At 59.3% G+C, this 25,222-nt stretch carries 22 protein-coding genes and 2 riboswitches; of the genes, 8 read left to right on the top strand and 14 right to left on the bottom strand.

The genetic code is table 11. The features are described from left to right. Positions 1-5: 5 nt before the first annotated feature. From nagA to metA, 5 genes are all read right to left on the bottom strand, one after another. A complete protein-coding gene (gene nagA / locus BLP23_RS20355) occupies positions 6-1,157 on the bottom strand; it encodes an N-acetylglucosamine-6-phosphate deacetylase (RefSeq protein ID WP_092586770.1) in 1,152 nt (383 codons plus the stop codon). Beyond that, positions 1,157-2,188 carry an SIS domain-containing protein gene (locus BLP23_RS20350; protein ID WP_092586650.1) on the bottom strand — a complete coding sequence of 344 codons (1,032 nt, stop codon included), beginning with the start codon at positions 2,186-2,188 and terminating at the stop codon, positions 1,157-1,159. The genes nagA and BLP23_RS20350 overlap by 1 nt, the downstream gene beginning before the upstream one ends. After that, complete coding sequence (locus BLP23_RS20345; RefSeq protein ID WP_092586649.1) at positions 2,185-2,958, bottom strand: GntR family transcriptional regulator; 774 nt, start codon at positions 2,956-2,958, stop codon at positions 2,185-2,187. Before BLP23_RS20345 ends, BLP23_RS20350 begins: the two co-directional genes overlap by 4 nt. Before the next feature lie 111 nt (positions 2,959-3,069). Beyond that, positions 3,070-4,095: an aldose epimerase family protein gene (locus BLP23_RS20340; protein ID WP_092586648.1), complete on the bottom strand. Its 1,026-nt coding sequence runs from the start codon at positions 4,093-4,095 to the stop codon at positions 3,070-3,072. A gap of 122 nt (positions 4,096-4,217) precedes the next feature. Next, the gene (gene metA, locus BLP23_RS20335) at positions 4,218-5,141 is read right to left on the bottom strand and encodes a homoserine O-acetyltransferase MetA (RefSeq protein ID WP_092586647.1); all 924 of its coding nucleotides are present in this window, start codon (positions 5,139-5,141) and stop codon (positions 4,218-4,220) included. A 62-nt stretch (positions 5,142-5,203) separates the two neighbouring features. Beyond that, a riboswitch (SAM riboswitch) is annotated at positions 5,204-5,281 on the bottom strand. A gap of 155 nt (positions 5,282-5,436) precedes the next feature. Between metA and BLP23_RS20330 the strand changes: the two genes are divergently transcribed. Continuing rightward, positions 5,437-7,272, top strand: a complete 1,836-nt coding sequence (locus tag BLP23_RS20330) for an ABC transporter ATP-binding protein/permease (RefSeq protein WP_092586646.1) — start codon at positions 5,437-5,439, stop codon at positions 7,270-7,272. Between the two features lie 91 nt (positions 7,273-7,363). On the opposite strand, the gene BLP23_RS20325 is transcribed toward BLP23_RS20330, so the two are convergent. Further along, entirely contained in the window at positions 7,364-9,190 is a 1,827-nt protein-coding gene (locus BLP23_RS20325) for an ABC-F family ATP-binding cassette domain-containing protein (RefSeq protein ID WP_092586645.1), read from the bottom strand. Positions 9,191-9,193: 3 nt separating this feature from the next. After that, positions 9,194-9,844 carry a thiamine diphosphokinase gene (locus BLP23_RS20320; RefSeq protein ID WP_092586769.1) on the bottom strand — a complete coding sequence of 217 codons (651 nt, stop codon included), beginning with the start codon at positions 9,842-9,844 and terminating at the stop codon, positions 9,194-9,196. A gap of 96 nt (positions 9,845-9,940) precedes the next feature. Then, a riboswitch (TPP riboswitch) is annotated at positions 9,941-10,054 on the top strand. Positions 10,055-10,102: 48 nt separating this feature from the next. On the opposite strand from BLP23_RS20320, the gene thiB reads away from it, so the two are divergent. The 4 genes from thiB to BLP23_RS20300 all read left to right on the top strand — a co-directional run bounded on the left by thiB (position 10,103) and on the right by BLP23_RS20300 (position 15,265). Continuing rightward, positions 10,103-11,125: a thiamine ABC transporter substrate binding subunit gene (gene thiB, locus BLP23_RS20315; protein ID WP_092586644.1), complete on the top strand. Its 1,023-nt coding sequence runs from the start codon at positions 10,103-10,105 to the stop codon at positions 11,123-11,125. Beyond that, positions 11,125-12,762, top strand: a complete 1,638-nt coding sequence (gene thiP / locus BLP23_RS20310; protein WP_092586643.1) for a thiamine/thiamine pyrophosphate ABC transporter permease ThiP — start codon at positions 11,125-11,127, stop codon at positions 12,760-12,762. The genes thiB and thiP overlap by 1 nt, the downstream gene beginning before the upstream one ends. After that, positions 12,749-13,468, top strand: coding sequence for a thiamine ABC transporter ATP-binding protein (locus BLP23_RS20305; protein ID WP_092586642.1), 720 nt, complete (start codon positions 12,749-12,751; stop codon positions 13,466-13,468). Before thiP ends, BLP23_RS20305 begins: the two co-directional genes overlap by 14 nt. A 252-nt stretch (positions 13,469-13,720) precedes the next feature. After that, complete coding sequence (locus BLP23_RS20300; protein WP_092586641.1) at positions 13,721-15,265, top strand: M48 family metalloprotease; 1,545 nt, start codon at positions 13,721-13,723, stop codon at positions 15,263-15,265. Between the two features lie 53 nt (positions 15,266-15,318). Here the strand turns inward: BLP23_RS20300 and BLP23_RS20295 are convergent, their stop codons facing one another. The 5 genes from BLP23_RS20295 to BLP23_RS20275 form a co-directional block, all read right to left on the bottom strand. Beyond that, positions 15,319-16,182, bottom strand: coding sequence for an RNA polymerase factor sigma-32 (locus tag BLP23_RS20295; protein ID WP_022717472.1), 864 nt, complete (start codon positions 16,180-16,182; stop codon positions 15,319-15,321). A 373-nt stretch (positions 16,183-16,555) separates the two neighbouring features. Further along, positions 16,556-17,128 (bottom strand): CarD family transcriptional regulator, encoded by a 573-nt coding sequence (locus BLP23_RS20290; protein ID WP_022717473.1) that lies wholly within the window; start codon positions 17,126-17,128, stop codon positions 16,556-16,558. Positions 17,129-17,526: 398 nt separating this feature from the next. Continuing rightward, on the bottom strand, positions 17,527-17,865 hold the full coding sequence (gene fdxA / locus BLP23_RS20285) for a ferredoxin FdxA (protein ID WP_028739996.1): 339 nt from the start codon (positions 17,863-17,865) through the stop codon (positions 17,527-17,529). Positions 17,866-18,059: 194 nt separating this feature from the next. Then, positions 18,060-18,464, bottom strand: coding sequence for an RNA-binding S4 domain-containing protein (locus tag BLP23_RS20280; RefSeq protein ID WP_092586640.1), 405 nt, complete (start codon positions 18,462-18,464; stop codon positions 18,060-18,062). Between the two features lie 3 nt (positions 18,465-18,467). Next, positions 18,468-21,542: a helicase-related protein gene (locus BLP23_RS20275; protein WP_092586639.1), complete on the bottom strand. Its 3,075-nt coding sequence runs from the start codon at positions 21,540-21,542 to the stop codon at positions 18,468-18,470. 788 nt (positions 21,543-22,330) lie between these two features. Here BLP23_RS20275 and BLP23_RS20270 point away from each other — a divergent pair. The 3 genes from BLP23_RS20270 (at position 22,331) to BLP23_RS33755 (ending at position 23,098) form a co-directional block, all read left to right on the top strand. After that, positions 22,331-22,486: a DUF3309 family protein gene (locus tag BLP23_RS20270; RefSeq protein WP_022717477.1), complete on the top strand. Its 156-nt coding sequence runs from the start codon at positions 22,331-22,333 to the stop codon at positions 22,484-22,486. Between the two features lie 26 nt (positions 22,487-22,512). Next, complete coding sequence (locus BLP23_RS20265) at positions 22,513-22,779, top strand: YMGG-like glycine zipper-containing protein (protein WP_039846458.1); 267 nt, start codon at positions 22,513-22,515, stop codon at positions 22,777-22,779. Between the two features lie 172 nt (positions 22,780-22,951). Further along, positions 22,952-23,098 (top strand): hypothetical protein, encoded by a 147-nt coding sequence (locus tag BLP23_RS33755; protein ID WP_167363947.1) that lies wholly within the window; start codon positions 22,952-22,954, stop codon positions 23,096-23,098. Here the strand turns inward: BLP23_RS33755 and phbB are convergent. Beyond that, positions 23,095-23,820 carry an acetoacetyl-CoA reductase gene (gene phbB, locus BLP23_RS20260; RefSeq protein WP_092586638.1) on the bottom strand — a complete coding sequence of 242 codons (726 nt, stop codon included), beginning with the start codon at positions 23,818-23,820 and terminating at the stop codon, positions 23,095-23,097. The genes BLP23_RS33755 and phbB overlap by 4 nt on opposite strands. A gap of 65 nt (positions 23,821-23,885) precedes the next feature. Next, positions 23,886-25,067, bottom strand: a complete 1,182-nt coding sequence (locus BLP23_RS20255; RefSeq protein WP_092586637.1) for an acetyl-CoA C-acetyltransferase — start codon at positions 25,065-25,067, stop codon at positions 23,886-23,888. Positions 25,068-25,222 lie beyond the last annotated feature (155 nt).

The following is a 25,222-nucleotide window of genomic DNA, read 5'->3' as shown; positions in this document are numbered from 1 at the left end:
TTGCGTCAGGCCGCTTCGCCGTCGATCCAAGTGGCCGTGACTTCGATCGCATCCGTCAAATGCACGAAGTCGGCGCGCGCTCCCGGCGAAAGATGGCCATAACCGTCGAGCCGGAGAAACCGGGCCGGATAGAGCGTTGCCATGCGCAGCGCCTCGGCAAGCGTCAGATCAAGATAGGTGACGCCATAGCGGATGGTCGACGCCATATCGACGTCCGATCCGGCAAGTGTGCCGTCCGAAAGCACCAGCTTCGAGCAGAAGCCCCCCTGCTCACGCCGCACGGTGCGGCCGTTCAGCATGAAGCTGTCCTTCTCCGAGCCCACCAGCGACATGGCATCCGTCACGAAGAAGAGCTTGCCTTCCCCGCGCTTGGCGCGAAGCGCAGTGCGCAGCGCTTTTGGATCGACATGATGGCCGTCGGCGATTATGCCGCACCAAGTCGACGGATGGTCGATCGCCGCGCCAACCAGACCGGGTGCGCGATGGCCCATCTGGCTCATGGCGTTGAAAAGATGGGTGACGCCGCGTACTCCAGCATCGAAACGCTCTTCTGCAGCTTCGCTCGAACAATCCGAATGACCGATGCTGACGATGATGCCAGCCTCGCTCAGTTCGCGAACTTGAGCGACCGTCACCTGTTCGGCCGCCATCGTCACGAGCAGCGTACCGATCGCCTCACGGGCGCGGATGAGAGCTTTGACATCCTTGCCTTCGACCGGGCGCATCAGTTCGGCCAGATGCGCGCCTTTGCGGGCAGGCGCCAGATGCGGACCTTCCAGATGAAGACCGGCCACGCCGCGATTGGTTATAACCGCATCCTTCGCGGCCTCGATCGCAGCCGCCGTCGCATCCGCCGTATCGGTGATCAGCGTCGGAAGCAGCGCCGTCGTGCCGTAGCGGCGGTGACCGTCAGCAATGATAGACATCGAAGCTGCCGACGGCTCATCGTTCAGCATACGCCCGCCGCCGCCATTGACCTGCGCATCGACGAAACCTGCCGAAAGCACGCCGCCGGCAAGCGAGATCGTCTCGCCTTCGGGCAACCCGTTGCACGAGACAATCGCCTCGACCCGGCCATTGGTAACGATCAGCGCCTTTTCGTCGTGGAATCTCTCGCCGTCGAAGATCCGGGCACCGGTGAAAATCTTGCGGGGTATCATATCGTCTCCGTGACTTTGAGCAGGTTCGCCGGCTTGTCTGGATCGAAACCCTTGCGGCGCGTCACCGACTCGATCAGGCGATAGTAGACGAGAAGCGACACGAGCGGATCGAGTAGGCCGTTGCCCGTCGTCGGCACGAGCAGATTGACGCCGGAAAGCGGCTGCGCTGAGAACGGTACCGTCGTTGCGCCGAGCTTTTGTAATCGCTCGAGTGCCTGAACATTGTTGGCATAGGCCGCATCATCAGGCATGAAGGCGACGATCGGGAAACCCGGCTGCACGAGGCGCATCGGGCCATGCATCAGCTCTGCCAGCGAGAAGGCTTCCGCGTGAAGGCCGGACGTTTCCTTGGCTTTCAGCGCGGCCTCGAGCGCGATTGCAAAAGCTGGCCCGCGGCCTGCCGTATAAAGCGAGGTTGCATTGAAGAGGACGTCTTCTGCGGCGGCCGTATCGATACCCGCAGTCGCCGATAGAGCCTCCGGCAACCTCTCCAATGAGGCTTGCAGATCGGCCGTAGCGCCGATGGCAGCCGTCACACCGGCGAGCGCGGCAACCGAGGCGATGAAGGACTTGGTCGCGGCAACACTCTTTTCCGCGCCCGCATTGAGGTCCAGAACGATATCTGCCTGCTTTGCAAGCGGGCTGTCGGTGACGTTCACAACGGCGATCGTCGTCGCGCCGCCGCGCTTGGCGGCATCCTGAAGGGCAACGATATCTGGGCTGGCGCCGGATTGCGAAACCGTGAAGTGAACCCCACCCTTCAACTGCAAGGCCGCACCATAGACGGAAGCGATCGATGGGCCGACGGACGCCACGGGAATACCGGCAGTGATCTCGAAGAGATATTTGAAGAAGGTCGCAGCATGATCCGAAGAGCCGCGCGCTGCCGTCGTCACCACGCTCGGGCGAACCGAGGAAAACAGCTTGGCGATTTCGGCGAAAACCGGCTTCTCCTTTTGAAGGAGCGTCGCGACCACGTCCGCCGACTGGCCCGCCTCCTGCAGCATCAGCGACTGGTTCTCACTCATAGGTCATCTCCAATTTTCAGTTCGGCTACGAAGTCATAGGCATCGCCGCGGTAGTGCGAACGGGTGTATTCAACGACGCGCTGGTCTTCCAGGCGCGAAATCCGTTCGATCAAGAGCGCCGGCGCACCGGTCTTAACATTCAGCATCGAGGCTGACGAAGGATCGAGCGTCACGGCGGTCAGCCGCTGCAGAGCGCGCACCGGCTTGTGGCCGTTTGCGGCCAGCGCATCATAAAGCGATCCCTCGCCACCGGCATTGCCGCCGAGGAACTTGATCGGCACAACCGCCCGCTCGATCGCCAGCGGCAATCCATCCGCGAGGCGCAGTCGATCCAGGCGCAGAACGGCCTCATCCTGCCCAAGCCCGAGAAGGAAGGATTCTTCCGGCGATGGCGAATTGATCGTGCGGGACAATATTCTTGCCGCCGGCAAACGGCCGCGCGAGCGCATATCGGCCGAGAAAGACGAAAGACGCCAGAGCGGCTGCTCCATGCGCTCCACCTTACTGGAAACGAAGGTACCGCTGCCGTGACGCGATTCCAATGCGCCAGAGCTCATCAGATCACGATAGGCGGTTCGCACCGTCACGCGGCCGAGCTTCAGAGCTTCGGCGAGATCGCGCTCTCCAGGAAGGGCCGCACCCGGCCTGAGAAGGCCTTCCTGAATGAGGCCGGTCAACGCCAGTGCCAGCCGCTTGTAGAGCGGTCCCGTCATCGTTTCGTCGCGCAGACCGCGGGCGTTGAGCTCCGTTATCAGACTGGTTCTATCCATGGATTAACCATAGAACCTATTTAGAACCACTTTTCAAGCTGAATCTATGACGCAAAGATAAAACCCTCGTGACGCCATGAAGGTTTACGAATGACGGAATGCCCGCGAAGATCAGCTTTTCGTGAAGATGTAATCCGTTTCCTGCCGCAGCACCTCGCCGGGGCGTAGCACCGCATTTGGAAAGCCCTGATGATTGATCGCATCCGGCCAAACCTGCGTTTCGAGGCAGAAGCCGGCGAAGGGCCCGTACTTCCGACCACCTATGCCCGCTACCGCAACGTCGAGCTTGAAACCGGCATAAAACTGTATGCCCGGTTCGGTGGTCCTAACCTCCAGCGAGACCCCGGAGTTGACGCTGCGTGCCAGTACGACGGTCCGCTTGGCCGTGCGTTGGGTCGAAAGGCAGAAATTGTGGTCGTAAAGCGCCTGCTCGCCGCCGTCATCGAACCGCTTCATCGGGGCCATTTCGCGGAAATCGAAAACCGTGCCTTCGACATGTCGGATCTCGCCGGTCGGGATTTGTTTCTCGTCGGTCGGTAGATAATGATCGGCAGCGATCATGATATCGTGGCCGAGCGCATCTTCACGACCGTCGAGATTGAAATAGGCGTGCTGGCAGAGATTGGCGAGCGTCGGCTGGTCTGTGGTCGTCTCGTATGCGACCGAGAGTTCGCCGTTACCATGCACACGGTAAGTCGCCTGGACCGTGCAGTTGCCTGGATAGCCTGCGCGGCCGTCCGGGTCGACGATCTTCAAGACGGCACAGTCTGCATCGTGCTCGACAATCGTCCAGTTGCGCTTGGCGATATTGTCACTGCCGCCGTGCAGGTGCGAAACGCCCTTTTCATTGAGCTCGAGTTGGTAGGCCTTGCCGTCGAGGGTAAACTTGCCGCCGCCGATGCGGTTGGCACAGCGACCAGGCGTTGCACCAAAATAGGAGGAATGGGACGGATAGCTGGCAAAGTCGTCGAATCCGAGCAGGAGAGGCGCATCATGGCCGTCGAGCCGGAGATCCTGGATGACTGCCCCCCAAGTCATGATCTTGGCTGTAAGCCCGCCGCCCTTGATCTCGACGCGATAGACGGTTTCGCCGTCTTTCGTCGTCCCGAAAACTTCCCGTTCGAGCTTTTCCGACATAGTTCGCCATCCCAAATCTGTGTTGGTTTCAGGCCCGCGAACCTGCCTCCATTTGCCGAGGACCGCAACCATCAAACACAAAAAAGAGACGCCGCCGCAACAAGATCAGAGGCGGCTGCGGTTCAGATTTTTGTACCGATTTCGTCGAGATCATAAGGCGTGGTCTGGTAGATTTCGTTGATCCAATTGCCGAAGAGCAGATGCGCATGGCTGCGCCAGCGGTTCTGCGGTGCAAGCGACGGATCGTTATGCGGGAAATAATTATGCGGCATCTTGATCGGCACGCCGGCATTCACGTCGCGGAAATATTCGTCGGACAGCGATGTGGAATCGTATTCCACATGATTGAACATGTAGAGCCGCTTGCCTTTTTTCTCATGCACGAGACACACGCCCATCTCATCGGATTCCATGAGGATTTCGAGGCTTGAGGATTTGTCGATATCGGCGCGCCGGACCTCGGTCCAGCGCGAGACCGGCACTTCGAAGTTATCGGAAAAGCCGTTGAGGTAGACGGATGAAGGCTTGAGGTTCTTATGGCGATAGACGCCGAACGCCTTTTCCTTCAGCTCGTATTTCGGAACCTTGTGGAAATGGTAGATCGCCGCCATTGCGCCCCAACAGACATTCATGCTCGAATGAACGTTGGTCTCGGACCAATCGAAGATCTTCTTCATCTCCGTCCAATAGGTCACGTCCTCGTAAGGCAGAGTTTCGATCGGTGCGCCAGTAATGATGAAGCCGTCGAATTTGCGATGCCTTACCTCCTCCCAGGTCTGGTAGAAAGCAAGCAGGTGGTCTTCGGATGTGTTCTTGGCCCTATGGTTGCCAATGCGGATCAGCGAGAGCTCCACCTGAAGCGGCGAGGCGCCTACAAGGCGCGCCATCTGCAACTCCGTCTTGACCTTGTTCGGCATGAGATTGAGAAGCCCGATCTGCAAAGGGCGGATATCCTGACGGATGGCCGCCGTTTCGGTCATCACCCGCACGCCCTCATGAACGAGGGTCTCGAAAGCTGGCAGAGTATCGGGGATCTTGATGGGCATTGCGGTCACTCAACAAAACAAAAGGTACCGGCAAATAAAAAACCGGCGGCGAAAGAATCGCTACCGGTCCGCACGCGGCCCTTTAGCGACTTATTTAACGTGGCTGCAAGCCGGCCGGCCAAATCACCACGGAGAACACTAAATAGCGCCGGAGCCCACGCGAATCAATCGCAATTCTGAAGGGGCGCGTTGAACCAAGGTAACTCACGCGTTAATGACTGGTAGAATCTGTTGATGGACAGGGCGCGTCACCATGTTAATCAAGCATCATCATGGTCCGCATGGAAGGACATAAATGGCAGACGTCGTCGAAGGCAGACCGAGCATTCAAGGGCAGGATAGAGTAGGTTACGATCTGAGCCTCGGATACCGCCTGAAACTGATGTTCGCCGCATTCTGGGATTCCAAGGTCCGCGGAAAGATCCTGCTTCTCGCCGCGATCTTGCTCGCGGTGATCCTGGCGACGGCCTATGGCCAGGTCATTCTGAACCGCTGGAATGCGCCGTTTTACGATTCCCTGCAGCGCCGCGACGTCGGAGAATTCTTCCATCAGCTCCAGGTCTTCGCGTTGATTGCCGGTTCGCTTTTGCTCATGAACGTCGGCCAGGCGTGGCTCAACCAGATGACCGCGCTCTATATGCGCGAGGGACTTACCCGTGACCTCGTGGATCACTGGCTGAAGCGCAAGCGTGCGCTGCGTCTCGCCTCAACCGGGCTGATCGGGGTCAACCCGGATCAGCGGCTACACGAGGACGCACGCAATCTTGCAGAAAGCACGACCGGCCTCACGCTCGGCCTCATCCAGTCGACAATCCTGCTCGTCAGTTTCATCGGCGTTCTCTGGGAGCTTTCGAGCGGCTTCGTCTTCCATTTTCGCACCTACGCCTTTGCCATTCCGGGCTATATGGTCTGGGCCGCGATCTTCTATGCGGCATCCGCCTCGATCCTCAGCCAGATCGTCGGCCGCAAGCTGGTGATATTGAATGCCGACCGCTTCTCCAAGGAAGCGGAGCTTCGCTTTTCGCTGATGCATGCCAACGAGAACATGCCGGCGATTACCGTGGCCCGCGGCGAGGAAAACGAACGCCGACGGATCAATGAGGATATCACTTCGGTACTTGCCATCCTGAAGCGGCTGACGATGGCGAGCACCAACCTCACCTGGGTTTCGGCGGGTTACGGCTGGCTGGTCATCGTCGTCCCGATCATCGTCGCGGCTCCTGCCTATTTCTCGGGCAGCCTGACCTTCGGCGAACTCATGATGTCCGTCGGCGCCTTCAACCAGGTGAATACGGCGCTGCGCTGGTATGTTGCCAATTTCGCCGCGATCGCCGAGTGGCGCGCCACGCTGATGCGCGTGACCGATTTCCGCCATGCCCTGCACGGCATGGACGAACCCATCAATCCGAAGAATGCGATCACCTACGAGGATAACGCGGATACGCTGACCCTCAAGAACCTGATGATCGCCGCCAAGCTCGGCGAAGAGGTCGATCTTTGCGGCGGCTTTGCCGTCCGCGAGGCGGATGTCACGATCAGAGCCGGCGAGAAGGTCATGATCAACGGCGATCACAATGTGAACCGCAAGCTGCTGTTCCAGGCGCTTGCAGGCCTCTGGCCCTGCGGCAGCGGCAAGATAGGGCTGCCGCCCGCCGACGGCGTGCTTTTCGTTCCAGAAGTGGCCTATGTGCCCGGCGGCACGTTGCGCGAAGCGCTGTCCTTCCCGGAACCGGTGGACACCTATAAGAGCGAGGACGTCGAAGCAGCACTTCAGAAAGCCGGCCTTAGCCACCTCATTGCGCGTCTCGATACCCGGGCCCGCTGGGATAAGATCCTCGACTCCGATGAGCAGAAGGCGATCGGCTTTGCCCGCTTGCTGCTGGCCCGGCCGCGCTGGATCGTCTTCGACGAAGTGCTGGAAGGCCTTGAGCCGGAATGGCAATCAACCCTGATGGCGCTGCTGACGACGCTATCCGATTCCACGATGATTTATATCGGACGATCCGACGCCTACGTCGAAACCTTCAATCCGCGCACATTGCATTTGCATCCACTGGCGGCGAAGATCGAGCAGTCGGCCTCCCCGGCAGCAGGAACTGCCACGGCGCACGCACATGCACGGGTCGTTTGAACAGTCGCAATACCACGCGTTCGAACCAAGGACGGACAAGACCCCCGCAAGCTGACAAAGGGCAGGACGGTTTTCACCGTCAGGACGGAACCTAGCCCTCGAGCTCTTCGCGCAGCATTTCAAGCTCCAACCATTCTTCTTCCATCCTCGTCAGGCTGTCGCGCAGCTTTTCCATCTCCGCCGCAAGCCGGTTGAAGGTGGCAGTATCTTTGCTGAAGAGATCGGGATCGGTCATCTTTTCTTCGCGCCTGGCGATTTCAGCTTCTGCCTTGGCCATTTCCTTGGGCAGGGTTTCGAGCGCGAATTTCTGCTTGTAGGAGAGCTTGCCTTTGCCCTTCGAGACATCTGCCACGGACGCAGCCGACTCGGCTTTCGGTTTCTCGGCGGCCTTTTCGATTTTCTTCCGCTCCTCCATCGCGCCCTTGCGCTGGGCAAGCATATCGGAATAGCCGCCGGCATATTCGATCCAGCGCCCATCAGGCGCGTCGGGGACGGCGGGCGCGATGGTCGAGGTCACCGTGCGATCGAGGAAGTCGCGGTCGTGGCTCACGAGGATGACCGTGCCCGGGAAGCCGGCGACGATTTCCTGCAGCAGGTCCAACGTCTCGAGATCGAGGTCGTTGGTCGGTTCATCGAGGATCAGAAGGTTGGTCGGGCGCGCGAGGATGCGCGCCAGCATCAGCCGCGCCCGCTCACCGCCTGACAGGTTCTTAATCGGCGTGCGCGCCTGCTCCGGCTGGAAGAGGAATTCCTTCATGTAGCCGGTGACGTGCCGTTGCTCCCCGTTCACCAGCAGGTTCTCGCCGCGCCCGTCAGTCAGGTAGTGCGCGAGCGTATCCTCCAGATTGAGGTCTTCGCGCTTCTGGTCGAGCGTTGCAATCTCGAGATTGGTCCCGAGCTTCACCGTGCCGCTATCCGGCGAAAACTGTCCCGTCAGCATCTTCAGAAGCGTCGTCTTGCCCGCGCCGTTTGGTCCGACGAGACCGATGCAATCGCCGCGATGGACGCGAATTGAGAACGGCGCAACAATTTGACGGTCACCGAAAGTCTTGGTGATCTTTTCCGCTTCGATCACCAGCTTGCCAGATTCCTGCGCATCGGAGACCGCAGCCTGCACGGTGCCCTGCGGCCCCTTGTGGCCACGATGCTGCGAGCGCATGGTCTGCAACTCGCCAAGGCGGCGCATATTGCGCTTGCGCCGAGCGGTTACGCCGTAGCGCAGCCAGTGCTCCTCGCGTTCGATCGCCTTGCCGAGCTTGTGCTGCTCCAGTTCTTCGGCCTCGAGCACCTGATCGCGCCAGGCTTCGAAATGGGCAAAGCCACGGTCGAGCCGCCGCGACAAACCCCGGTCGAGCCAGACGGTCGCCGTCGAGACCTTTTCGAGGAAACGGCGGTCGTGGGAAATCAGGACCAGCGCGCTGCGGCTCTTCTGGAGTTCGCCTTCCAGCCATTCAATGGTCGGAAGGTCGAGATGGTTCGTCGGCTCATCAAGCAGGAGAATGTCCGGTTCGGGCGCCATCACCCGGGCAAGCGCGGCGCGTCGCGCTTCGCCGCCGGAGAGGTTCTTCGGGTCCTCTTCGCCAGTAAGGCCGAGATGCGAAAGGAGGTAGGTCACGCGATAAGGGTCATCGCCCGGCCCAAGACCGGCTTCCGCATAGGCCTGCACCGTCTTGAAACCGGCAAAATCCGGAGCCTGCTCTAAATAGCGCACCGTCGAGGATGGATGGCGGAAAACCTCGCCTGATTGCGCTTCAACGATCCCGGCCGCAATCTTCAAAAGCGTCGATTTGCCCGACCCGTTACGGCCGACCAGACAGATCTTATCGCCCGGCTCCACCTGCAGGTTCGCGCCGGCCAAGAGTGGCGTTCCACCGAAGCTTAGGAAGATACCGTCGAGTTTCAGGATAGGAGGGGCCAAAAATCAGACTCCGGAAAAATCATAAGGGCGGGCAAGGACGATCGCCCGGCCGCTGCCGAGCGTAAAACGAACCTTGCCTTCCGCGACGTTGGAAATGGTGCGCGAGGAGCCGAAGGGCAAATGAAAATCGATGAGCGGATAGCGGGCATTCTCGATGAAAAGACCATGCAGTTCGCTGAAGCCGGACACCGAAAACAGACTGTTCCTCGGCAAATCGAGCTCGATTTTACCAGCGAGAAGCGGCACGGCCTCCTCCGTTCCGGAGGTCAACAGAATGTCGAAACCCTGTTCGCCAAGGCTGACGGCGTAAAGCAGGAGCTGGAGCGCGTGGTCCGAGCGCTCGCCAGTGAGCGCACCGGCAAGGACAAGTCGCCGTGCGCCGCGCGCAATCGCCTCCGACACGGCGATTTCCCCATCTGTTGCGGACTTGGCGGCCGGGTAGGGCTGTTTCGGGACATGCGGAAATGCGCCTTTAAGATCCGGCGGCGTCGAGTCGAAATCCCCGACCCAAAGCTCCGGCACCACGCCAAGCGTTTCTGCATGCCGCATGCCGCCGTCGGCGGCGATGAAGCGGCTGCCTGAAACGGCAGAACGCAGGCGCTCGGTCAGGCTGAGTTCGCCGCCGAGCAGGATCGTGAAAGTGGATTGGCTCATGGCATTGCCCATAGCGCAAAGCAGGGGCCAAGGGAAAGGGGCTTCGGTCAGCGCGCTTCGCCCTTGTCATAAAGCCTTCATGGCGATACACCTGCCGACGCTCTAACGGGGTGCCTGGATGTCCGCAAGGATACCGGCTGAGAGGCATCGAGCCAACCCGCGGAACCTGATCCGGTTAACACCGGCGGAGGGATTAGACGCGTGACATTCGCCAACGCCCTTTTCCCGTGCAAAAGAAACTCAAGGAGGAGGCGCGCCATGTCCGGCCACACATCGATTATCTCTTCGCTGACCGCAGCATTTTTCGTCGCGACGCTCGGCTTGTCTGCCGCGCACGCCGCGGAAAAGACGCTCACCATATACACTTACGAAAGCTTCACGTCCGAATGGGGACCCGGGCCGAAGGTCAAGGACGCTTTTGAGAAGACATGCGGCTGCACGGTCAATTTCGTCAGCGTCGCCGATGGCGTCGCACTGCTTTCGCGCTTGAAGCTCGAGGGAGCTTCGACCAAGGCTGACATCGTCCTCGGCATCGACACGAACCTCGTCACCGAAGCCAAAGAGACAGGCCTCTTCGACGCAAGTGGCGTCGATGTCGGCGCGCTAAAGGTGCCGGGCGGCTTCGTGGACGATGTCTTCGTTCCCTACGACTACGGTCACTTCGCGATCATCTACGATACGCAAACGATCAAGGACCCGCCTCAGAGTATGAAGGATCTGGTCGAAGGTGATCCTTCGCAGAAGATCGTCATCGAAGATCCGCGAACCTCGACACCGGGCCTCGGCTTGCTGCTCTGGGTCAAATCCGTTTACGGCGACAAGGCGCCCGAAGCCTGGGGCAAACTCAAGAACCGCATCCTGACGGTCACGCCCGGCTGGTCCGAGGCCTATGGCCTGTTCACCAAGGGCGAGGCGCCGATGGTTTTGTCTTATACCACATCCCCTGCCTATCACATGGTGACTGAGAATACCGATCGCTACCAGGCCGCAGCCTTCTCGGAAGGCCATTATATCCAGATCGAAGTCGCGGGCCGTTTGAAGAATGCGCCGGACAAGGATCTTGCCCGCGACTTCCTGAAGTTCATGATGACACCCGGCTTCCAGGATACCATTCCGACGAACAACTGGATGATGCCGGTTTCCGCAACCTCCAAGCCGCTGCCGGATGCCTTTAGCAAGCTGGTCAATCCGGCCAAGACCTTCCTGATGAGCCCCGACGACGTCGCCAGGAGCCGCAAGGCCTGGATCGATGAGTGGCTGGCGGCGATGAGCATGAACTGATGCTGCAGACCGCAGCCGAACGACAGCGTGCATTGACCGGCGGGGCGATCAGCCTCGTCGCCGTCACGTTGTTTGTCGGCCTTGCAGCCTTCTCGTTGCTTTTTGCCGGAGGCGGCGCGGCCATCGTCGGCATTCTTCTCGATCCTTATATTCTGCGTGTGCTGCGCTTCACGCTGCTGCAGGCGCTGCTTTCGACCGCACTTTCCATTGCCTTCGCGATTCCGGTTGCACGCGCGCTCGCCCGCCAGCCGCATTTTTTTGGGCGCATCTGGATCATCCGCCTGATGGCGGTTCCTATGGGGCTGCCGGTACTGATCGGCGCACTTGGCTTGATCGGGATATGGGGCAGGCAGGGATTGTTGAACTCGCTTATGATGAAGGTCGGGCTTGACGAACCGGTAAGCATCTATGGGCTAACCGGCATCCTTCTCGCCCATGTCTTCTTCAACCTGCCGCTTGCCTGCCGCCTGATGCTTGCAGGTCTCGAACGCGTGCCCGCCGAATACTGGCTGATGGCAAGCGGGCTCGGCATGCGGCCCCGCTCGGTCTTCCGCTTCATTGAATGGCCGGCGATCCGCCCGCTCATTCCCGGGATAGCCGGATTAATCTTCATGCTCTGCGCCACCAGCTTCACGTTGGTGCTAACCCTCGGTGGCGGCCCGGCAGCAACCACGATCGAGGTTGCGATCTACCAGTCGCTCCGTTTCGATTTCGACCCCGGGCGCGCAATCGCCTTGTCGATGCTGCAGATCGCGCTGACGGCGATGATCCTCGGCGCGATGGCACTTTTTCCGCCTGCCGCAGATGAGGGCCTGACCGAAGGCAGAGACATCAAGCGGCTTGATGGCAACGGGCCATATGCCAGAATAGCCGACGGTCTGCTCTTGCTAATCGCCGTGCTTTTCCTCGGCCTGCCGCTTTTGTCGGTCATCACCGCGGGGTTGCACGCCGATCTCATAAAGCTGCTGCAGGAGCCGATCTTCTGGCAGTCAGCCGGGATGAGCTTGGCGATCTCGCTTTCGGCCGCGCTCCTCTCGATCGTCCTGTCGATGGCGATGATTCGCGCCCGGCATGCAATCTTATCGAAGCGGCGGCGCGGCGTTACCGACAGGTCCTTTTTCACAGCCATGGGCGGTGCTTCATCGATGGTCCTACTCGTGCCGCCAATTGTGCTCGCAACCGGGTGGTTCATGGCACTGCGGCCTTTCGGCGATGCGACGCGCTTTGCAGCCGTCCTTGTCGTTCTCATCAATATGCTGATGGCACTTCCTTTTGTCATGCGCGTACTTGAGCCGGCCTATGTTGTGCATCAGCGCCGGACGCAGAAACTCGCCGCAAGCCTGGGTATTGAGCGCGCGGCTCGGTTGAGGTTCATCGATTGGCCGGCCTTGAAGAAGCCGCTGCTCACCGCCTTGTCGTTCGCCATGGCGCTTTCGCTCGGCGATCTCGGCGCCGTCGCTCTCTTCGGCTCTGAAGGTTTTGTCACATTGCCCTGGCTCGTCTACAGCCGCATGGGCAGCTACCGGACGAACGATGCCGACGGCCTTGCGCTGATCCTCGGCATCATTTGCCTGCTGCTGACAATTGCCGGAACAGCAGGCCAACCGAGACGGGAGAGTGTCGATGGCGATCGCTGATCAAGACGAGATCGACATGCAGGACGTGCGCCTGATGCTCGGCGTGCACGCGTTCCATTTCGATTGCCGTCTGCCGGCCGGCCGGATCGTCGCGGTGAGCGGCCCTTCGGGCGCCGGGAAGTCAACTTTTCTCAATCTGCTTGCCGGTTTTGAAAGACCTGACAGCGGCCGCATTCTGATGCACGGCGCCGATGTAACGGCCGCCTATCCGGCGGAACGTCCGGTCTCTGTCGTCTTCCAGGACAACAATCTCTTTGCCCATCTTGATATCTTCACCAATGTCGGCCTGGGGATCGATCCGGCGTTGAAGCTTGCCGCCGAAGACCGGAGAAAAATTTTCCAGGCGCTTGAGAAGGTCGGCCTTGCCAATTTCGAAAGGCGCATGCCAGCAACGCTTTCCGGTGGAGAGCGGCAGCGAGCCGCATTTGCGCGGGCGCTCGTGCGAAAGCGCGCCGTTCTGCTGCTCGATGAACCTTTTGCAGCACTTGACCCGGGTTTGCGCGCAGGCATGGCCGAACTGCTGCTTGGTTTGCATATGGAAACCAAAAACACGGTGATCATCGTTTCGCATGATCCCGACGAGGTGCGCCGGATCGCCGATTACGGTGTCTTCATCGATAAAGGCGCGATCTCTCTTGCCGCGCCACTCACCGAATATCTCGCGCGGGAAGACATGCCCGCGCTAAGGCGATTTCTGCACGGTTGACGAATTTCACATTCGCGATGGCACTTTCGCCACATTTTCATCCGAGCGAAAGATCGCCTTAACGACGCCACGCTTGCTAAAATACAACGGCGCTACAATTAAACAGAGTCTCGCTATGCAACCGATGCGGAAATCAGTTACAGCAATGGCTTGTGTCTTCCCGCTGTGCAGTGCGAGAACCGGGATGGACGACTGTTGAACCCCGTTGGAAGCGGCCGGATCGGACAAGCGGCGAACCGGCCGAAAAGCAAGATGACTCGGAGAGCCAGACTGGACAGCATGACGACGTGGAAACGCCCCGCGCCCTCCAGTAACGTGCTTTCTGCGCCATACCGGTGGAGCCGCCATGCGTTGCTGGTGTCTGCAGCCGCAGTCGCGCTCAATGGCTGCCAGTCGATTCTCGAGCAATCCTACCAGCCGACGGTCTCGCCCTCTGCCAGCCCGCAGATCGTCGATGAAGTACAAAAGAACGATCCGCGTGCCGCCATGGGCGCGCGCGAACATCCGCGTATCGTTGCAAGCTACGGCGGCGAATACAAGGACGCCAAGACTGAACGCCTCGTTGCGCGCATTGCCGGTGCGCTAACGGCGGTTTCGGAGAATCCGAGCCAGTCCTACCGAATCACGATTTTGAATTCACCGGCAATCAACGCTTTCGCGCTACCGGGCGGCTATCTCTATGTGACCCGTGGTCTGCTGGCGCTTGCCAACGACGCTTCCGAAGTCGCAGCTGTGCTGTCGCATGAAATGGGTCACGTTACGGCCAATCACGGAATCGAACGCCAGAAGCGCGAAGAGGCGGAGGTTATTGCGAGCCGCGTGGTCGCCGAGGTTTTGTCGAGCGACATCGCTGGCAAGCAGGCGCTTGCCCGCGGCAAGCTGCGTCTCGCCGCCTTCTCGCGCCAGCAGGAACTGCAAGCCGATGTGATCGGCGTCCGCATGCTTGGCGAAGCGGGCTACGATCCTTACGCGGCCACTCGCTTCCTCGATTCCATGGCGGCCTATAGCCGCTTCATGTCCGCCGATCCTGAGGCCGACCAAAGCCTGGACTTCCTTTCGAGCCACCCGAACTCGGTGCAGCGTATCGAGCTTGCGCGCGATCACGCCCGCGCCTTCGGCCAGGAAGGGACGGTCGGTGACAAGGGCCGGGGCTATTATCTCGATGGCATTGACGGTCTTCTCTATGGCGACAGTCCGGAGGAAGGCTATGTTCGTGGCCAGACCTTCCTGCACGGTGGTCTCGGCATTCGCTTCGACGTGCCGCCGGATTTCAGCATCGACAATAAAGTCGAAGCCGTCATGGCAACCGGTCCGGGAGACGTGGCGATCCGCTTCGACGGGGTTGCCGACAACGACAACCAAAGCTTGACGAACTACATATCGAGCGGCTGGGTCACCGGCCTCGATCCTTCGACGATCCGGCCGATCACCGTCAACGGCATGGAAGCGGCTACGGCCCGTGCAACCGCGGATCGATGGGATTTCGACGTGACTGTGGTACGCAATAATTCGCAGATCTTCCGCTTCCTGACCGCCGTTCCAAAGGGCAGCGCCGTCCTGCAGCAGACAGCAGACGTGTTGCGCGCCAGCTTCCGCCGCATGACACCGCAGGAGGCGGCAACGCTGAAGCCTCTGAGGATCCGCGTCATCAGCGTCCGTCCCGGCGAAAACGTCGCAACGCTGGCGGCGCGAATGCTGGGCACGGATCGTAAACTCGACCTCTTCAAACTGATCAATGCCCTGCCAACTGGCGGCACGGTCTCGCCCGGCGACCGCGTGAAGATCATCTCCGAATAAAAAAAGAACCCGGCTTTCGCCGGGCCAGTTTGTGCTGCTGGAAGTAAGAGATTTCAGGCGTGAGCCGCCATATGGGGATCCGCACTGACAAGCGCGCTGCGCAATTTTTCCATGGCGCGGCTTTCGATCTGGCGTACGCGTTCCTTCGAAATTCCAAGATCGGCGCCGAGTTCCTCGAGTGTTGCGCCTTCTTCGGCAAGGCGGCGTGCCGCAATGATCTTCATTTCGCGCTCATTGAGATGTTTCAGCGCCGATGTCAGCCAGATACGGCGACGTTCGCCATCAATCATGTTGGAAACCTGCTCGTCCGGCAATGGATCGTCGCTGACAAGGAAATCCATCTTCTCCGCGCTGTCGGCATCGCCGGAAACCGAGGGCGCCTGCAGCGAGGCGTCATTGCCGGAAAGGCGCGCATCCATCGTCTGGACGTCGGCAAGGCTGACACCCAGGGCAGCCGCGATCTCCTGATGGATGGACTGAAGGGTAAGATGCGAGTCGCCTCTGGCAAGTTTGGCGCGCAGGCGACGCAGATTGAAGAAGAGAGCCTTCTGGGCGGAGCTCGTGCCGCCGCGGACAATCGACCAGTTGCGCAGGATGTAATCCTGGATCGACGCGCGAATCCACCAGCTTGCGTAGGTAGAGAAGCGCACCTCGCGCTCCGGCTCAAAGCGGGCGGCCGCTTCCAGCAGGCCGACATAACCTTCCTGGACAAGATCGCTCATCGGCAGACCGAAATTGCGAAACTTGCCCGCCATCGAAATGACGAGACGCATGTGAGCCATCGCGATCTGATTGCGGGCGCCGCGATCCTCGTTGTCCTTCCAGCGAATAGCGAGATCATGTTCTTCTTCGCGAGCAAGATAGGGAGCCGCCATGGCGATTTTGATCATGCGCCGGTCTGCAGACATGTTCTTCATATCGGTCTCCTAAAAATCAGGCCTCGTGCCCTTGAAAGAAAACAATCAGGTTACTCCCGGACCAAAGCTGCCCGGATCAATCCAGCGTGTGAATGCATAAAGGCCCCGCTCCTGGATTTTTCAGGAGGAGGCCCTATCTCTTCGTCATATGCAGGTAAGGTTGGACCCGTTTCTTCAAGTTGCCGGCCTGGCAAGTTGTGGAAGGCATGATCCGCTCCTCATCGAACGTTGACAGGAATGCGAACGTTCGATCAGGCAGATATTTCCCGATGCAATCCGCACGTACAGTGTCTAAACGCGGCTGACCGGAAAAAGTTCCACAAAAAAACCCGGCACGCTGGCCGGGCTTTTTGTTAAGGAAAACAATGCAGTATTAAGCGGCTTCGTCCTGCGAATCGTCTTCTTCGATTGCCTTGCCGCGCTTCGGACCCTTGTTGAGATTCATCTCGACCAGACGGACGGCTTCGGTTTCCGACATCTTGTTCACTGCGGCGATTTCGCGCGCCATGCGATCGAGTGCCGCTTCATAGAGCTGACGCTCGGAATAGGATTGCTCCGGCTGATTTTCGGCGCGATAGAGGTCGCGAACGACTTCTGCGATGGAAATCAGGTCACCGGAGTTGATCTTGGCATCATATTCCTGCGCGCGGCGGGACCACATGGTACGCTTGACACGTGCCTTACCCTGCACGACCTTCAGGGCGCGCTCGACGAAATCGGTTTCCGAAAGTTTGCGCATGCCGATGCTCATTGCCTTGGCAACGGGAACTTTCAGGCGCATCTTGTCTTTCTCGAAATCGATAACGAAAAGCTCGAGCTTCATGCCGGCGACTTCTTGCTCTTCGATAGCCGTGATGTTACCGACGCCGTGAGCGGGGTATACGATCGATTCGCCGGTCTTGAAGCCATGGCGTGCTGCTGAAGGTTTTTTCTGCTGGGTCGTCATACTAATCAAAAACTCCCTGTTACGCGTCCGGCAGCGGCCGGAGCCGGGTCAGTCAGGCCCGGATGAGACGGATCAGCTCCGTCGGGTGACTTCACTCTGGTCCCACCAGACAGAAGCAAAAGATCTCCTTGCGCGCGATCAATGATCGAACAGCTCAAGGCGTTGATATCTCACGGGGAACCGCGTACGGATTTCTTTTGCTTTCGTGATGGTTTTGGGCACGCTTCGTGCCTCAAATGGATCAGTGTGGCAAACCTATCATAAAAATATGAGGAAATCAATAATTTGCTTAACGTGAGTCATGTGGGCAACACATGGCACCCATATGAGCAACGCATTCTATAAACGTTTACGCCCTGCTTCGGCCCCGATTTCGAGGCTACGCCGGCAAGTAATCATCAATCGCCGGAACCGGGTTTTTCGCTGAAGTATTTCTCGAACTTGCCGGCCTCTCCGTCCATTTCCTTGGCTTCCGCCATCGGTTCTTTCTTGACGGTGATGTTGGGCCAGCTGCTGGCATATTCAGCATTGATCTTGAGCCACTTGTCGAGCCCAGGCTCGGTATCCGGCTTGATGGCCTCGGCGGGACATTCCGGTTCGCAGACGCCGCAGTCGATGCACTCATCCGGGTGGATGACGAGGAAATTTTCGCCCTCATAGAAGCAGTCGACAGGGCAGACTTCCACGCAGTCGGTATATTTGCAGCGAATGCAATTGTCGGTCACGACATAGGTCATGAAGAACTCCAGGATTTTCACGCAAGCGGGGCCGGGCAACCTGGAACGTCGCGCCTTTCCCCTGGCCGGAGGACAGCGTGGACAGGCTTGGGAGGCAAGCACACTGTCCGGCAAGTTGACTGTCACGTATCGGCTTTGTGGTCGAATTTCAAGAATAAACGATCTGTCGATCAAGGCCTGACGGACAGAGTTTTCTAATCCTCGTCCGACATCAGCCTGTCGACTGCGCGCCGCTCCTTTTTCGTCGGCCGGCCAGCGCCCGTGGAACGGATGGCTTGCTCGTAGGGCGTGAGACGTTTTGTCTCACCCTGGGGCGGCGTCAGATCCTCGTAAAGTAGTTTTGCCTCTTCGAAAGGCCCGCGCCTCTCGCCTGATGCCTTCACGATCAGAACCACATCCCGGCGATCCAGCGTCAGCTCGACACGGTCACCCGCCTTCACGGTCTGGCTGGGTTGTTGGACGCGCTCGCCATTGATGCGAACGTGGCCTGACTGGATGTGGCCTTGCGCCAGAGAGCGTGACTTCACCATGCGCGAGAAAAACAGCCACTTGTCGATGCGCTGACGCGAACCGCTTCCTGGCTGTGTCTCCCTGCTCATCGGCTACTTCTTCATCTGCTCCTTCAAGGCAGCGAGCTTTGCGAAAGGAGAATCCGGATCGATCGGCTTTTCCTTGCGCGGCGGCTTTGCCTCGAAGCGCAGCGGCTGCGAGCCGTTGCGATTGTTGTTGCGGTCGTTGCGATCCTTGCGCTCGCCGCGATCCTGACGATCACCCCGCGGCTCGTTGCGATCGCCACGGGCCTGGTGCGGCTTGCCGCCGTCGCGGCCCCGTTCGTGGCGTTTGCCGTCCCGGCCTTCGCCACGATTGCCTTCTGCGCCTTCACCGCCGCCGTGACGGCGGTTGCCCTGCTGCTGACGGTCACCGCCGCGGCGGTCCCCAGGGCCGCGTGCTTGGCGATGGTTGTCGTTGCGTCCGCCAAGACGCCACAAAAGGACAGGTTTCGGTTCGACAGGTTCAGCGGCTTCCGCAGATTCAGCCGCGGATGCTTCGCTCGCCGCGGCCTCGACAGCAGGTTTTTCTTCTGCAACCGGCGCCACGGAAGCAGCTTCTTCCGAAGTGCTGTCAGCATCGTCATGATCGGCTTTCTCGCCGGTCTCTTCCCCAGAGGGTTCGGCTGCCGGGGCAGCGGAAGCATCCTGGGCAGCAAGATGAGTTGCCGCATCCTCGGCCGTCACGGCATCGGCGCGATAGCCGAGGCCCTTGAGGATCTCTTCCATGTCCTCCAGCGTCGCGCCGAGGATCGAAAGCATCGCGGTGGTGGTCGTGAAGCGGCGGCCATCATAAGCGCCTTCCGGCCGGTTCGCCTGACCCGGCTTCCACTGCAGCAACGGACGGATGATATCTGCAAGCCGCTCGAGAATATCGATGCGAACGGCACGCTTGCCGAGAAAACGGAAGCCGGCGAGCTTATAGAACGTGCGCTCGAAGCCCGGATCGGTCACGACGGACGTGCGGCCGGCAGCCAGCACCGGAATGAGGTCGCCATAGCCCGGTTTTTCGAGGCCGTCATTTTTCAAGGCCCAGAGCAGCGTGATGAGTTCAGCCGGTGCCGGCTTCAAAAGCGCGGGGACGAAAATGTGGTAGGCGCCGAAGCGAACACCATAACGGCGCATGGAAGCGCGCGCGTCCTGATCCAGCGACTTCACCTCTTCCGTCACATCGCGGCGGAAGAGCACGCCGAGATTTTCGACCAGCTGGAAGGCGAGGCCCTTGGCAAGGCCCTGCAGGTCTTCAGCACGCGAAAGGTCGTCGAGCGGCTTCAAAACCGTGCTGATATGGTGATTGACGAAGCGCTCGACGCGAGCTGCAACGTGCTCGCGCGCGTTACCCGTCAGCTGTTCGTCGGCAAGCAGGATGACGCGAGGGCGCATGACGTGCTCGCTGCCGGCAAGGCGCGCAACCGGATCGCCGATCCACCGGATGAGGCCGTCGGCGCTGATCGCCAGATCGCTGTTGCCTGCAGCATGGAGGCGCGCGGCGCGTGCCTCGAACTCCAGGGCAAGCGCCTTTTGCGATGCCGTTTGGATCGCCTTGGCGTCCGATCCGTCCGCACCCGAAATTGGGGTAAACCGGAACCCGGACAACTGCCCCACATGATGTCCTTCAACAAAGACATCGCCATTCACACTGATTTCAGCTTCCAGCATCGCATTCTCTCTCAGGCGCTTCATGAGCACAGATGTCCTGCGATCAACAAAGCGTTTCGTCAACCTTTCATGTAACGCATCGGACAATCGATCCTCGATTTCCCGCGTCTTTTCCTGCCAGTGTGTCGGATCGGCAAGCCATCCGGGCCGATTCGACACATAAGTCCATGTTCTTATCTGCGCGATTCGCGCCGAAAGCGTGTCAATTTCGCCATCCGTGCGATCGGCTCGCTGCACCTGCTCCGCGAGAAACTGCTCTTTCACCGTGCCATAGCGCACAAGATCGGAAAAGAGCGTCGAGATCAGGTCAGCATGCTGTGCAGGGGTGATACGCCGATAATCAGGCAGCGCGCAAGTTTCCCAAAGCTTCTCCACGCGCTGCGGATTTGTAGCCAGATCAATGATTTCCGGATAGCGCGTCAGATGTTCAAGCGCTTGCTGGTCGACGGCGGGCAAAGCCCGCGTCAAACCTTCAGCGCTCGGCGGACGTTCAAGACTCGCCCGCAATGATTGTATTGACGAGAAATCGAGCTCTTTCGTGCGCCACTGCAAGACTCTGACATTGTCGAATTCGTGCGCTTCTATGCGCTGTGCCAATTCATCGTCGAACGGCTGCACTTGGCCTGTTACCCCGAATGTACCGTCACGCACGTGACGGCCGGCACGCCCGGCAACCTGACCAAGTTCGGCAGGATTGAGATTTCGGAACTGATAGCCGTCGAACTTGCGGTCCTGCGCGAACGCCACGTGATCGACATCGAGATTGAGGCCCATGCCGATCGCATCGGTTGCGACGAGATATTCGACATCGCCGGCCTGATAAAGCGCAACTTGAGAATTTCGGGTGCGGGGGCTGAGGGCACCGAGAACAACCGCAGCCCCCCCTCGCTGGCGGCGGATCAATTCGGCAATGGCGTAGACCTCATCTGCCGAAAAGGCGACGACAACCGATCGTTGAGGAAGACGGGTGATCTTCTTTTGACCCGCGTAGAAGAGGTGCGAAAGCCGCGGTCTCTCAACGACCGTGATGCCCGGCAGGAGTTGCTGCAGGATCGGCCGCATCGTATCGGCGCCTAGAAGCAGCGTTTCGTCGCGGCCGCGCAAATGTAAAATACGGTCAGTGAAGATGTGGCCGCGCTCAAGGTCGCCTGCAAGCTGGACCTCATCGATCGCGACAAAGGCAGCCTTGGTTTCGCGCGGCATGGCTTCGACCGTGCAAACCGAAAAGCGCGCAGTCGGCGGCGATATCTTCTCCTCGCCGGTCACGAGGGCGACATTCGGCACTCCCACTTTTTCGACGACACGCGTATAGACTTCACGGGCCAGCAAACGCAGCGGCAGGCCGATCACGCCGGTGCCGTGGGCTACCATGCGCTCGATGGCGTAATGGGTCTTGCCCGTATTGGTGGGGCCGAGCACCGCGGTCACGCCGCGCCCGCTCAGTATCATGGGCTGCGATGTCAGTGTCATTGTCCATGCAAGTGAGGCGTGGGAGCCTCGGGGTCAAGTGCGCTCCGTTGCCGAAGCAGACAACACATGGACAGCCGCCCGGCTAAACGCAAGACCTGTCTTCCAAAATGAGCTGCAAACTTGATTCAGGAAATGCCGCTAAGTGACTGTTTTAAGATTCGGAACAGCGTGAGAACGAATCAGCGACGAATCGGTGACGCGCGATGATTCAGCTTTTGTTCACGGCTAAGTATTGGTTTTGAATCAGTTTTTCCTACTAGATGCTGAATCGGCATCAGGCGCTGGGTAGCTCCAAATGCTCTTCGAGTTAACGTTCTTACCGAGAGCGAATACGAACGAGAAAATAGCCGGGAAAACTGCCGGGAGTTGATGCTTCGGCCAAAGCCGGAACCATCGGCGGCGAATCGCAAAAGGCAAGGTTGCTTTCGGTTTCGGAAGCCGGATTCCTATTCAAGCAACGCCTTCATGCGATCGCATTAACATTTCGATCAAACCCGGAACGAATCGCTTACGAATCAGCGACATCGCGATTTTCCCGGTTCGTTCACCGCAACATGTTGTATTATAATCGAATTTTAACCATAGGACCACCGCAAAGCGCCGGTCGTTCGGCACTGCCGCCGACAGTCCTTTCAACGATTAACGCTTCTGTTGATCACCGTTCTTGATTTTAGTCCAAAGCAGAAAACCGGCGCCGTTTGCATATTGCGGAGCTTAGCCGGGAACAAAAATCGCGGATGCGTGTTTATTGTCCATTCGGACTCACGATGAGTTGAAGGAATCGCAACATGCTCGGAACGATACTTCTCATTATCCTTATTCTGCTTTTGATTGGCGCCCTCCCGAATTGGGGATACAGCCGCGGTTGGGGCTATGGACCTTCCGGTGGTTTGGGGCTAGTTCTCATCATTATAATTATCCTTGTCTTAATGGGCCGGATTTAACGGCCAGGTAACTGGGAGTGAAACTCATGATGAAAAAAATTGCGATTGTAGCTGCCCTTGTAGGCGCCCTTGCATCCTGCACGCCGACGGAAAGAGGGACGGCCATTGGCGCTGGTACCGGCGCAATCATTGGTGGTGCTGTCAGCGACAGCTGGGGTGGCGCTGCAGTCGGTGCAGTTGCCGGCGGCCTTGCTGGTGCTCTAATCGGCCAGTCTGTGGAACGCCGCGGCTACTGCGTCTATCGCGACCGCTACGGCCGCCGCTACGAAGCACGCTGCCCGCGCCGCTACTAAGAAGTGTCGTTTAAATGAATGGAAACGGGCGCGTCGGCGCCCGTTTTTTTGCGCGTCGTCAACAAGCTGTTGACGATCGGTCGTGAAAGTCAAATCTACTCGCCTATAGGGATGAGGCGCATATTCCTTCCATAACGCGGCAACGAGTGCCGTTTACGCAAGGAATGCTTCCATGGTTCAGATCATTTTGAATGCCGCTGTCGCCGTTCTTGTTGCGGCAGCGTTTTTCACCACCGCCTCTGCTACGCTTTGCGGCGGCGACAGGCGTCCGCAAAGAGTAGCAGTCAGGGCAAATACCAGACGTCCGCGCGGCAACTAAACGACGAACTGGCCACCGTTCGCCGAAATCGTCGAGCCGGTGATAAAGCCGGCATCGTCGGAGATGAGAAAGGCAACGCAGCGCGCGACTTCCTCCGGCTCACCAAGGCGCCCGACCGGAATCTGGGGAATGATCCGCTCGTTGAGCACTTTCTCCGGAACGGCGAGGACCATTTCCGTGCCGATATAGCCTGGGCACACGGCATTCACCGTAATGTTCTTCGCTGCCCCCTCCTGGGCAAGCGCTTTCGTAAAGCCGAGATCACCCGCCTTGGCAGCCGAATAGTTCACCTGCCCCATCTGACCCTTTTGGCCATTGATGGATGAGATGTTGACGATGCGTCCGAAGCTGCGGTCGCGCATCCCGCCCCAGACGTGGTGCGTCATGTTGAAGAGGCCGGAAAGGTTTGTATTGATGACCTCGTGCCATTGCTGCGGCGTCATTTTGTGAAACATTGCGTCGCGGGTAATGCCGGCATTGTTGACCAGCACCTCGATGCCGCCGAGCTCTGCCTCCACCTTTGCGACACCTTCGCCGCAAGCGACGTAATCGGAAACATCCCACTTGAAGACCGGGATGCCGGTCACGTCATGGAAGGCCCTCGCCTTCTCGTCGTTGCCGGCATAATTGGCGGCGACCTTATAGCCTGCATTCCTTAGTGCCATCGAAATGGCGGCACCGATGCCGCGCGTACCACCGGTGACCAAAACCACTCTGCTCATGCTTCGCTCCCCTCTCGGTCATTCGCCTTTGATCAGGCGTTCTCGAACCATCAATCGCATACTATTCAAAGTGCCTCGAAGCACATGGCGACACCCATGCCGCCGCCGATGCAAAGTGTCGCAAGACCCTTCTTGACGCTGCGCCGCTTCATTTCGAAAAGCAGCGTGTTGAGAACTCGCGCTCCGGACGCACCGATCGGATGACCGATCGCGATTGCCCCGCCATTGACGTTGACGATCGCCGGATCCCAGCCAAGATCCTTGTTCACAGCGCAAGCTTGAGCGGCAAAGGCCTCGTTCGCCTCGACCAGGTCGAGATCGCCGACGGACCAGCCAGCCTTCTCGAGCGCCCTGCGCGAGGCAGGGATCGGGCCAGTACCCATGACTTGAGGATCCACACCGGCCGTCGCCCAGGAAACGATGCGTGCCAGCGGCTGGATGCCGCGCCTGGCGGCCTCCGCTTCCGTCATCAGGATCGCGGCTGCCGCGCCGTCATTGAGGCCCGACGCATTGCCGGCCGTCACCGTGCCCTCTTTGTCGAAAGCCGGACGAAGCTTGCCCATCGCATCGAGTGTTGCCCCGTGACGGATATACTCGTCCGCATCCACCGTCACATCGCCCTTGCGTGTCTGGATGACGAAGGGAACGATCTCATCCTTGAAGCGGCCTTCCTTCTGGGCCGCTTCCGCCTTGTTCTGAGAGGAAACCGCAAACTGATCCTGATCGTCGCGGGAAAGTTGCCACTGGCGGGCGACGTTCTCGGCGGTGATGCCCATGTGATAGCCGTAAAAAGCGTCTGTCAGGCCGTCCTTGATCATGGTGTCGACCATCTTCATGTCGCCCATCTTCGTGCCGCCACGCAGATGCGCGGCATGCGGAGCCATCGACATGGATTCCTGGCCGCCGGCGACGATGATCTTTGCATCCCCCAGCGCGATCTGCTGCATTCCGAGAGCGACTGCTCGAAGGCCCGAACCGCAAAGCTGGTTGACGCTCCAGGCGGTAGCCTCGTTCGGAATGCCCGCCTTTTTGGCCGCCTGGCGCGCTGGATTTTGGCCCTCGCCTGCTTGCAGCACCTGGCCAAGGATAACCTCGTCGACCTCGGCTGCGTCGACGCCTGCCCGTTCGAGCGCAGCTTTGAGGGCGGCAGCCCCAAGCTCATGCGCCGGAACCGTAGCGAATGCACCATTGAAAGAGCCGACCGCTGTACGGGCCGCGCTGGCGATGACGATGGATGAACTGCTCATAAAGGCCTCCTCGTTTTTCCTTCAGCTTACATAGGTCGAAACTGGCAAAGCTTCAGCCCTAAGTCAAACGGGAAGGCGATCGCGGCAATTTTCGCTGCGGCTTGCGAATATGCGAATTATCCCTTTTCTCAAAGGGGTTGCCGCATCGCACAAAG

The sequence above is a fragment of the Rhizobium mongolense subsp. loessense genome (assembly GCF_900099775.1).
GTDB classification, from domain to species: Bacteria; Pseudomonadota; Alphaproteobacteria; order Rhizobiales; family Rhizobiaceae; genus Rhizobium; species Rhizobium loessense.
Note: the sequence above shows the minus strand (reverse complement) of the source record. Positions and strands in the feature narration are given on the sequence as shown.

Coding starts and splice junctions, on each gene's coding strand:
- metA (WP_092586647.1), bottom strand. CDS start 5,141: ATGCCCATCAAGATCCCCGATACTCTGCCAGCTTTCGAGACCCTCGTT.
- fdxA (WP_028739996.1), bottom strand. CDS start 17,865: ATGACCTATGTCGTGACCGACAATTGCATTCGCTGCAAATATACCGAC.
- BLP23_RS20320 (WP_092586769.1), bottom strand. CDS start 9,844: ATGAGCCAATCCACTTTCACGATCCTGCTCGGCGGCGAACTCAGCCTG.
- BLP23_RS20350 (WP_092586650.1), bottom strand. CDS start 2,188: ATGAGTGAGAACCAGTCGCTGATGCTGCAGGAGGCGGGCCAGTCGGCG.
- BLP23_RS20270 (WP_022717477.1), top strand. CDS start 22,331: ATGCTCGGAACGATACTTCTCATTATCCTTATTCTGCTTTTGATTGGC.
- BLP23_RS33755 (WP_167363947.1), top strand. CDS start 22,952: ATGGTTCAGATCATTTTGAATGCCGCTGTCGCCGTTCTTGTTGCGGCA.
- BLP23_RS20295 (WP_022717472.1), bottom strand. CDS start 16,182: ATGAAGAACATGTCTGCAGACCGGCGCATGATCAAAATCGCCATGGCG.
- BLP23_RS20305 (WP_092586642.1), top strand. CDS start 12,749: ATGGCGATCGCTGATCAAGACGAGATCGACATGCAGGACGTGCGCCTG.
- BLP23_RS20300 (WP_092586641.1), top strand. CDS start 13,721: ATGACTCGGAGAGCCAGACTGGACAGCATGACGACGTGGAAACGCCCC.
- BLP23_RS20290 (WP_022717473.1), bottom strand. CDS start 17,128: ATGACGACCCAGCAGAAAAAACCTTCAGCAGCACGCCATGGCTTCAAG.
- BLP23_RS20265 (WP_039846458.1), top strand. CDS start 22,513: ATGATGAAAAAAATTGCGATTGTAGCTGCCCTTGTAGGCGCCCTTGCA.
- BLP23_RS20275 (WP_092586639.1), bottom strand. CDS start 21,542: ATGACACTGACATCGCAGCCCATGATACTGAGCGGGCGCGGCGTGACC.
- BLP23_RS20280 (WP_092586640.1), bottom strand. CDS start 18,464: ATGAGCAGGGAGACACAGCCAGGAAGCGGTTCGCGTCAGCGCATCGAC.
- BLP23_RS20255 (WP_092586637.1), bottom strand. CDS start 25,067: ATGAGCAGTTCATCCATCGTCATCGCCAGCGCGGCCCGTACAGCGGTC.
- phbB (WP_092586638.1), bottom strand. CDS start 23,820: ATGAGCAGAGTGGTTTTGGTCACCGGTGGTACGCGCGGCATCGGTGCC.
- thiB (WP_092586644.1), top strand. CDS start 10,103: ATGTCCGGCCACACATCGATTATCTCTTCGCTGACCGCAGCATTTTTC.
- BLP23_RS20330 (WP_092586646.1), top strand. CDS start 5,437: ATGGCAGACGTCGTCGAAGGCAGACCGAGCATTCAAGGGCAGGATAGA.
- BLP23_RS20345 (WP_092586649.1), bottom strand. CDS start 2,958: ATGGATAGAACCAGTCTGATAACGGAGCTCAACGCCCGCGGTCTGCGC.
- BLP23_RS20340 (WP_092586648.1), bottom strand. CDS start 4,095: ATGTCGGAAAAGCTCGAACGGGAAGTTTTCGGGACGACGAAAGACGGC.
- thiP (WP_092586643.1), top strand. CDS start 11,125: ATGCTGCAGACCGCAGCCGAACGACAGCGTGCATTGACCGGCGGGGCG.